Raw genomic sequence first — 8208 nt, 5'->3', positions numbered from 1 at the left:
GTAGGCGGTCGATTTGGCGAAGTCCACCTGTTCGTTTGCCATCCGAGCCACGTTCTTCGGCGCGTACTGTTTTGCGATCTCGGCGAGACCGACCTTCTCCAATCCGGTTCGGATTCGATGCGCGGTGAAGCCGAACTGGGCCACTTTCGCGGCCAGCCGTTCGAACGTGTTCGGTTCCCACGTCTTCGTGTCCTTCCCTTCCCGGAGTTCGTCCTGAATCGGGTTCCACGACGGCATTCCGCGACCGCCATTTCGGGCCTTCACGTAGCCTTCGTCGCGAAGGAACTCGTTGACGCGGAACTCGTACTTCTCGTACGGTCCCATCCCGTGGTCGCTCGCGATGAAGACGGTGTTCGGGTCACACTCCTCAAGCAGCTTTCCGACCTGCCTGTCGGTCTCCTCGTAGACGGTCTTCACTTTGTCCCAGTCGCCGTCGAACTCGTGGAAGACGGTGTCGGGCTTCTGGAACTGGACGAACCCGAAGTTGGGTTCGTACTCGTCCGCGAGATAGCGGAACGCTTCCCCTCGCATGCGGACGAGGCTCGTATATTCGTCCATCTTCTGTGCGTCGGTGTAATCCGACTCCTCGCGGGAGTAGGTCGGGTACACGCGGTATTCGCCGATCTCTTCGCGGATGTCGTCCAGCAGTCCATCGGGGGAACAACGTGGGTTTTCGGGACCGATGAACCCCGGAATGAGCGCGCCGTTGATGTCGTCCGGCGGGTGTGTCACCGGGACGTTGACGACGACGCTCGTGAGGTCGTGTTGATCGAGCAGCGACCAGATGGAATGTTCCTCGACGTCCTGCCCGCTCACGACGTGGAAATCGTATCCGTCGTAGGCGACGAACCCGCAGACGCCGTGTTTCCCGGGGTTGACGCCGGTGTACATCGACGGCCACGCACTCGGGGTCCACGGCGGCATCTGTGATTCAAGCGGTGCGGATGCGCCCCCGTCACAGATGGAGCGGATGTTGGGAATGACGTCGTCCTCATACAACCGCTCGAAGACGGGGAGACATCCGGCGTCGATACCGATAAGAAGAACATCTACGTTACTCATTTACCATCACCTAGATCGTAACTACGACCAGCGCGTGTCGTTCCGTTCGTCGAGCAAGAGGTGTCATCTTGCATGACGACGCTCGTCGGACTCATTGGAACCTCCTACACTCCCTAGTCATTTTATTATGCTACTCTTAATTCTGGAACCGAATAGTCATTCCCCTTCACCGTCAGTGAGGGTAACACTCGGCTCGTCGATGACCGTCCGCTTCCACGTCCCGCGTGTGAACCACAGAGCCGCTACGATGGCTCCGATTATATTCCCGAAGGCCATCCCTACCCAGATACCGGTCGGCCCCATATGCTGGACGAACGCGAGGAAGTACACCGTCGGGACGCGTCCGAGCCACAGCGTGATCATCGAGAACGCCATCGCCAATTTCGTGTTGCCTGCACCGCGATACGCGCCGAGGAGCACCTGTAGGACGGCCATAAACGCGAACTCGACCGATCGTATCCTGAGGTACTGACTCCCGAACTGGACGGTTTCGTGGGCCTGGGGGGTTCCAGTCGCCATGAAGACGCCGACGATAGGGTGGGGAAACAACGCTGCAACGATTGCAACGATGAACATCACACCCGCACCGACCTTCGCCGCGAGCCACACCGCGCGCTCCGCTCGGTCGGGTTTCTTCGCGCCGAGGTTCTGACCGACCATCGTGTTCGTCGCTCGACCCAGTCCCATCGCTGGGAGGAACACGAGCGACACGAGGCGGTTTCCGAGTCCGTAGGCGCTGACCACCGCCGGTTGGAACTGGACGATCATCGCGGTCAGAGAAATCATCGCGAGCGAACTCGTGGACTGTTCGAGGGCGCTCGGCGTGCCGATCCGGATTATCTTCCAGATAAGACCGAGGTCCGGGACGAGGTCGTCGACACTGACGTTCGGTCCTGCATCGGTATAGAAGAGGACGTACAGTCCGAGAACGCTCGCAACGGCCCGTGCGGAGATGGTCGCGAGCGCCGCACCGCGGACGCCCATGCCGTGAATCGGTCCGCCCCCGAAGATGAGTATCGGGTCGAGAACGACGTTGACGGCGACGCTCACTAGCATGATACGCATCGGGGTACGGGTGTTGCCGTACCCGCGCATCAACGACGTGAAGACGAAGAACCCGAACAGGAAGGGCAATCCGAGGAAGTACGTCTCCATGTATTCCCGAGCGAGCGGAACGACCTGAGTGGCCGTCGCGCCCTGTGACGGCATCACCGAGAGCATCGGTTCGGTGAGGAAGTATCCGGCGATAGCGAGGAGGACGGAGAGGAGCAACACGAACGAGAGTATCTGGCCCGCGACTTTCCCCGCGGATCCTTCGCTGTCCGCCCCGGTGAACTGGGCGACCAAGATGCTCCCGGCCGTCGTAAACCCGCCCGCGACGGAGATGAGGAAGAAGATGAGCGGAAATGCGATACTCATCGCACCGACCGCGGCGGACGACAACCGTCCCAGCCAAAAGGTGTCCGCAACGTTGTACATCACCTGTAGAAGCTGAATGACGACGATCGGCCACGCGAGTTCGAACATCGGTCGCACCAGTCCACCGTCAGTGATCGAACTGCTGGACTGTGTGCTGGTCATCGTACCTTCGAAACGAAATACCTTGACATCAAGATTCCGAATCGTACTCGGATCGACGAACTATGCCGTAACTCCTTCCGAATCGACGCCTTAAGACCCACAGCTCTACCCCGCTCCGGTCAGACGGTTTCCAAATCAGTCGTTCGGTCCTACGACTTTCGAGTTCGGACTGACCCGTCGCTCAAGCGGTCATCGATTAAACACCCCCTAAACCGGCGTTATTCGGGGGAATTCACGGTTATGGCTTCAGTCTCGCTATCGCTTGGGCGGGCGTCGACCCTGAAGCACATCGGCCGTGCTCGTCCTTGGCTCTCCATTTATTGTTGGAAATTTGACGAACCTGGGGACACTGTGCGGGATTTCGGACTGCGTATTCGGGTAAGCCAATGGGCATACTTCGGCTTGGACGACTGTTAGATTAAGTAATTACCAGCTACAACAGCGTAGCACTAACCTGAACCGAAGTTTGGGTGAAAATACTTGTGCGGATAATTACTGCCGGAGCGACGCGATGGCACTGGCTGGCGTCGCCCCACGACACGAACGTCCGCTCGTGTCGGATGCGATCCATTCGCCGTCGTCCGTCTCTCGAAGGGAGGGTCGGTCGGCGGGACTCTCAACCGTGTATTCCGGGTCATTCAGGCTGATCGACATGGTAGTCTGTTGGCATGCATCTATCTTTATTATGTGATGTATAATTGAATAGTTCGGAATGGGAACGAAATGACGCCCTTGATTCGGTGCTCCAAAATGGCACGTGCGGCTACATCACACGTTTTTCACGGTTCTATACGTCCGATAATGTCTATTTATGAATGTGTTTTCCGCCCACTGTTCGTGATGTTTTCAAACAGTGACTTTAACAGTTCATACTAAAAACGGAGTTATAACTCTAATTAGTAAAACTCTATATATCAAGTATCTCTGCCGTGTGTTTCTCACTGGAGCACCTTTTGGCCTTGGGGCTACCCGGCACGGCGTGGGATGATTTCATGCTCTGTGAGTGCGTCGGAAAAGCTCTTTGCTCCCGAGAGAGCGTGTACGGGGTGACGCGCCAGCAGAACGAGGGCCGGTTCTTCACGCCGCACGCTCGACCTAATTCTGATACTATCCGGCGAAATGGTAATGACCTCGCCGAGGAGATATCCCTACCATGTCGAAGATTGCCCTGATCGGTGCGGGGAGTATGGTCTTTGCGAGGAAATTGATCGGGGACATACTCTCGTTCGAGGAACTTTCGAGCAGCGAACTCTCGTTGATGGACATCGACGAGCACCGCCTCGCCCAAACCCATCGAATCGCCGAGACGATGATCGCGAACGAAGGGCTCGATGCGATCGTCGAGGCAACACTCGACCGCCGAGAAGCGATCGCAGACGCGGACTACGTCCTGAATATGATCAACGTCGGTGGAACCGAACCGTTCGAAAACGAGATTCGTATCCCCGAGAAGTACGGCGTGAAACAATCCATCGGCGACACGACCGGACCGGGCGGAATTTTCCGCGGACTCCGTACGATTCCGACGATACTCGACCTCGCCGCCGACATGGAAGAATTGTGTCCCGATGCCCTCCTTCTCAACTACACGAACCCGATGGCGATCATCTGTAAGGCTCTGTTCGACGCTACTGACATCGACGTCGTCGGTCTCTGTCACTCCGTTCCGCACACCGCCGAGGCCATCGCGGAGTACGTCGGCGTCCCGGCGTCGGAACTGGAGTACTGGGTCGCGGGTATCAACCATATGGCGTGGTTCTTGGAATGTGAACACGACGGCCACTCCGTCTACCCGGCGCTCCGTGACGCCGCCGAGAACGACGAAACCTATCGAAAGGACACCGTCCGGTTCGAGATGCTGAAACACTTCGGCGCGTTTCCCACCGAATCGAGCCATCACATGAGCGAGTACGTCCCGTACGTGCGCACCGACGACGCGGCCATCGAGGAGATGGACGGGACGAACTTCGCGGAGCGGATGCCCACCGCGACGTATCTGGAGGGCTGGAAAGCCCGTTCGGCGGAACGGGATGACCTCGAACTCGACATCGACCTCGATTCGGTCGGCGTCGAACGCTCGGAGGAGTACGCGTCCAGAATCATCCACTCGCTGGAAACCGGTACCCAGCGGCGGTTCAACCTGAACGTTTCGAACGCGACGAACGCCATCGAAAGCCTCCCGAACGACGCCTGCGTCGAAGTCCCCGTTTTCGTCGACGGAACCGGCCTTCATCCCGCGTCGGTCGGCGTGCTCCCGACCCAACTCGCCGCGCTCGACCGTCAGCATTCGGCCGTGTACGAACTCACCGTCGAAGGTGCGCTCGAAGGAAATCGGGAGAAAATCCACCAAGCCGTCAAACTCGACCCGCTTTCCGCCGCGGCCTGTTCGCTGGACGAACTCCACGAGATGACCGAGGAACTCATCGAAGCCAACGCCGAATACATTCCAAGGCTCGAATAGTCTCGCCTTTCTATTGCCGCCGAACGTTGACGTGTTTTCGGATCACTTGTCCTGTGATGGACCGATAGCAAACAGTGACCGGGTGCTGCCCGTGAACAGATATTCACCGCCGAGAATCGGCCCAAGAGTGACCCCATGAGTGTTTTTCGTCCCCCATCGTTTCTTACCGGTCCGGACGTTTATCGCATGGAGCTGCTGATCAGAACCAGTGTAGTACACCGTGTCCTTCCCAGTGATCGGTGAAAAATCGACGGAGATGGCCGTCGCAGTATCGCCGTCGGTTCCCTCCGGCGTGTAGGTCCACTGTTTCTTCCCGTCGGCTTGGGAAATCGCATACAATTCACCGTGGAAACCGGCGACGTACAAGTTGTTTTTCCCTATCGCAGGGGAACGGCTGAGCCCCGTCCCGAACTCCTTCGACCAGCGTTCTTTTCCGTTTTTCAGTTCAAATGCATAGACGTGCCCGTGGTCATATCGATGGGTCCCACTACAAACGAACACGGTATCCTTGCTGATGACCGGTGCCGCTTGTATCCAATCGTCCCGACCGACTGGATGTGACCACAGCTCCGTCCCATCGTCGCTCTGGAAAGCGCGGATAAACCCGCTCCAGTCCCCGACGATGACCGTCCCATCTTGAATGGCCGGTGGTGTGGTTATCAGTCCAGTTTCGGCCCGCCACTTGATTTTCCCCGTCGTTGTATCGAGCGCGTACACCGCGGATGATCCGTCAGTGACTCCGACGAACACCGTTGAATCGACGACCGTCACCGGTCCCGCTCCCCCCGAAAGGTCGGTTTTCCACCGTGTGTGGCCCGTTTTCGGATCGATTGCCACAACGAACTCACCTGACGGTGCATAGAGTACGTCGCTGACTATCGCCGGAGAATAGTTCATCTGACCCGGGACGTCGAGAACTCGCTTTTTTGTTCCGTCCGAGAGGTTCAGCACGATGATTTCGTCGCTTCCGATATTCGGAATAAAAAGCTGCTTTTCTCCGAGTACCGGTGATTCGACGAATCGAATCCCCTTTGAGACTCTATGCTCCCAGTATTGGAGCGGTGATTTGGTAGGGCCGGTCGCATCTGCGTATCCCGTATTTTGGGCGTTGAGACGGTTTTGAGGCCACAATTTGCTTGTCTTGACGTCTTTTGAGGTCTGTTCGATCGGCGTCGTCGGTTTGGTCGTTCGATTGCTACTCGTCGTTGTTGCGTGGGTCGTGTCCGAAGTCGATGTGGGGTTATCTGGCGAAGAACGTGAACAACCAGCGATGAATGTGGTACCGATGACTGTGAGAGCCTGTCGTCGGCCCAATCCGGGTGACATCTATGGATGATTCGAAATTCGTGTATAAATACATTCCCGAACTCATACCATACATACATGTTTGAGAATGGGTTCATACGTAATCCATACTCTTGGGACAGTAGGATGCACGTACGGGCGCGACGGGATTTGAACCACGCCCGAGAACCTGCGTTTCACGCAGAACCTCGGTCTGCTGAAAATCCCGTCGCTTTCGCTCATTCGTTCCTCACGTCCGTTCGTCACGAAAGGAGCGGGCGCGACGGGATTTGAACCCGCGACATCTTGGTCCGGAACCAAGGACTCTGTCCACTGAGCTACGCGCCCTCACCACGCCGTACAGGCGGTGTCCGTTTAACCATTGTGAAAATCGGGCGCGTTTCCCCCTCGTGGTGACCCTCCGCCGATCTGTTCGTTCGTGAAACCGAGCGGGACGAATCGAACGGCAGGTTGATGGAAAACGATCCGGATATTCCGACTATGAACGTCCTCCCGGTCCTCTTCACCGTCGGAATCTTCGGCGTGATCGTCTACCGTCGATTCAAGCGGTCGTTCGGGCGACAACCGGTGTCGAAGAAGCGTCTCGGACTCCGAGCGGTGCTCATCACGGTCGTCGTCGCGTTTATCGTGGCGTCGTCGGTGACGAGTCCGGTGAACCTTCTCGAAGACCTGGTCGGCGTGGGTATCGGCGGCGTCACTGCCGCCATCGGTCTCTCCTTCACGGAGTTCGAACACACGGACGACGGTGCGTTTTACGAACCGCACCCGTACGTTGGGGTCGCCGTCTTCGCGCTGTTCCTCCTCCGGTTGGCGAGCCATTTGTATCCGCTGGTGATGGGTAACGCGGCGAACTCCACGACGACCGGCGCTTCCGCATCCGGAATGCCCACCGATCCGCTGACGGTCGTGGTCCTCCTCGTGTTCCTCGGCTACTACGCCTGTTATTCGACCGGCGTTCTCGTCGTCTCTCGACGAACCACCCCGACGGCGTCGGAGTGAGTTCCGTCCCCCTTCGTTCGTCTTCCTCCGTCCGTCTTCTCCCCACCAATCGACGCCTTACTCCTGTCGTGTGACTTCGTGCCGACCGAACCCGTATCGGAGTCGGTTCGCCAACCGGCGCGAGAAGCGGCCGTCGTCCCCGGACCGACTGCCGAACCGCTCGGAGAGCGCCTCGTATATGAGCGGGACGGGAACTTCCTGTTCGAGTGCCTCTTGAACCGTCCACGTTCCGGTCGAACCGCCCGCGATGTGGTCGGCAACGTCGCCCAGATCGGTACCTTCCTCGCGGAACGCCTCCTCGCAGAGTTCGAGGAGCCACGAGCGGATGACAGCCCCGTTGTTCCACGTCCGCGCGACGGCTTCCAGATCGAGGTCGTAGCGCCCCTCGTGGAGCAGTTCGAACCCTTCGCCGTAGGTCTGCATCAGCGCGTATTCGACGCCGTTGTGGACCATCTTGACGTAGTGGCCGGACCCCGATTCACCCATTCGGTCGTGTCCCGCCGGGCCGGTCGCCACGGCGTCGAAGACGGGCGTCAGTTCCTCGTAGGCCCACTGCTCCCCACCGACCATCAGCGAGAACCCGAGTTCGGCCCCTGCCGGGCCGCCGCTCGTCCCACAGTCGAGATAGGTCGCAGAAGTCGTCTCGCTCCGGCGCACGGAGTCCTCGAAGTACGAGTTTCCACCGTCGACGACGACGTCGTCCGCGTCGAGGTACGGTTCCAAATCTTCGAGGGCGGCGTCCACGGGGTCACCGGCGGGAACCATCAACCAGATCCGTTTCTCGTCGCCGAGTTTCTCCG

Annotated in this window: 7 protein-coding genes and 1 tRNA gene; 2 read left to right on the top strand and 6 right to left on the bottom strand. The window is 58.4% G+C overall.

Annotated features, from left to right (window positions below; all coding sequences use genetic code 11):
- The 3 genes from WBV42_RS12205 to WBV42_RS12195 all read right to left on the bottom strand — a co-directional run.
- A partial coding sequence (locus WBV42_RS12205; protein WP_423986278.1) for an alkaline phosphatase family protein occupies positions 1-1062 on the bottom strand: 1062 nt, incomplete at its 3' end.
- Positions 1063-1218: 156 nt separating this feature from the next.
- Entirely contained in the window at positions 1219-2643 is a 1425-nt protein-coding gene (locus WBV42_RS12200; RefSeq protein ID WP_423986277.1) for an MATE family efflux transporter, read from the bottom strand.
- Between the two features lie 492 nt (positions 2644-3135).
- Complete coding sequence (locus tag WBV42_RS12195) at positions 3136-3297, bottom strand: hypothetical protein (RefSeq protein ID WP_423986276.1); 162 nt, start codon at positions 3295-3297, stop codon at positions 3136-3138.
- A gap of 499 nt (positions 3298-3796) precedes the next feature.
- Here WBV42_RS12195 and melA point away from each other — a divergent pair, with 499 nt between their 5' ends.
- Positions 3797-5104 carry an alpha-galactosidase gene (gene melA / locus WBV42_RS12190; RefSeq protein ID WP_423986275.1) on the top strand — a complete coding sequence of 436 codons (1308 nt, stop codon included), beginning with the start codon at positions 3797-3799 and terminating at the stop codon, positions 5102-5104.
- Between the two features lie 42 nt (positions 5105-5146).
- Here the strand turns inward: melA and WBV42_RS12185 are convergent, their stop codons facing one another.
- Together WBV42_RS12185 and WBV42_RS12180 are read right to left on the bottom strand one after the other, a co-directional pair.
- A complete protein-coding gene (locus tag WBV42_RS12185; protein WP_423986274.1) occupies positions 5147-6430 on the bottom strand; it encodes a PQQ-binding-like beta-propeller repeat protein in 1284 nt (427 codons plus the stop codon).
- A 233-nt stretch (positions 6431-6663) separates the two neighbouring features.
- Positions 6664-6736: transfer RNA gene (locus WBV42_RS12180), tRNA-Arg, on the bottom strand.
- A 153-nt stretch (positions 6737-6889) separates the two neighbouring features.
- Between WBV42_RS12180 and WBV42_RS12175 the strand changes: the two genes are divergently transcribed.
- Positions 6890-7408, top strand: coding sequence for a hypothetical protein (locus WBV42_RS12175; RefSeq protein ID WP_423986273.1), 519 nt, complete (start codon positions 6890-6892; stop codon positions 7406-7408).
- 57 nt (positions 7409-7465) lie between these two features.
- Here WBV42_RS12175 and WBV42_RS12170 read toward each other — a convergent pair.
- Positions 7466-8208, bottom strand: a 743-nt coding sequence (locus tag WBV42_RS12170) for an NADP-dependent phosphogluconate dehydrogenase (protein WP_423986272.1), incomplete at its 5' end; no start/stop codon positions are given.

The organism is Haladaptatus sp., assembly GCF_049589095.1.
Classification (GTDB): Archaea; Halobacteriota; Halobacteria; order Halobacteriales; family Haladaptataceae; genus Haladaptatus.
The sequence above is the reverse complement of the archived record's forward strand: the minus strand, read 5'-3'. Positions and strand labels throughout refer to the sequence as shown.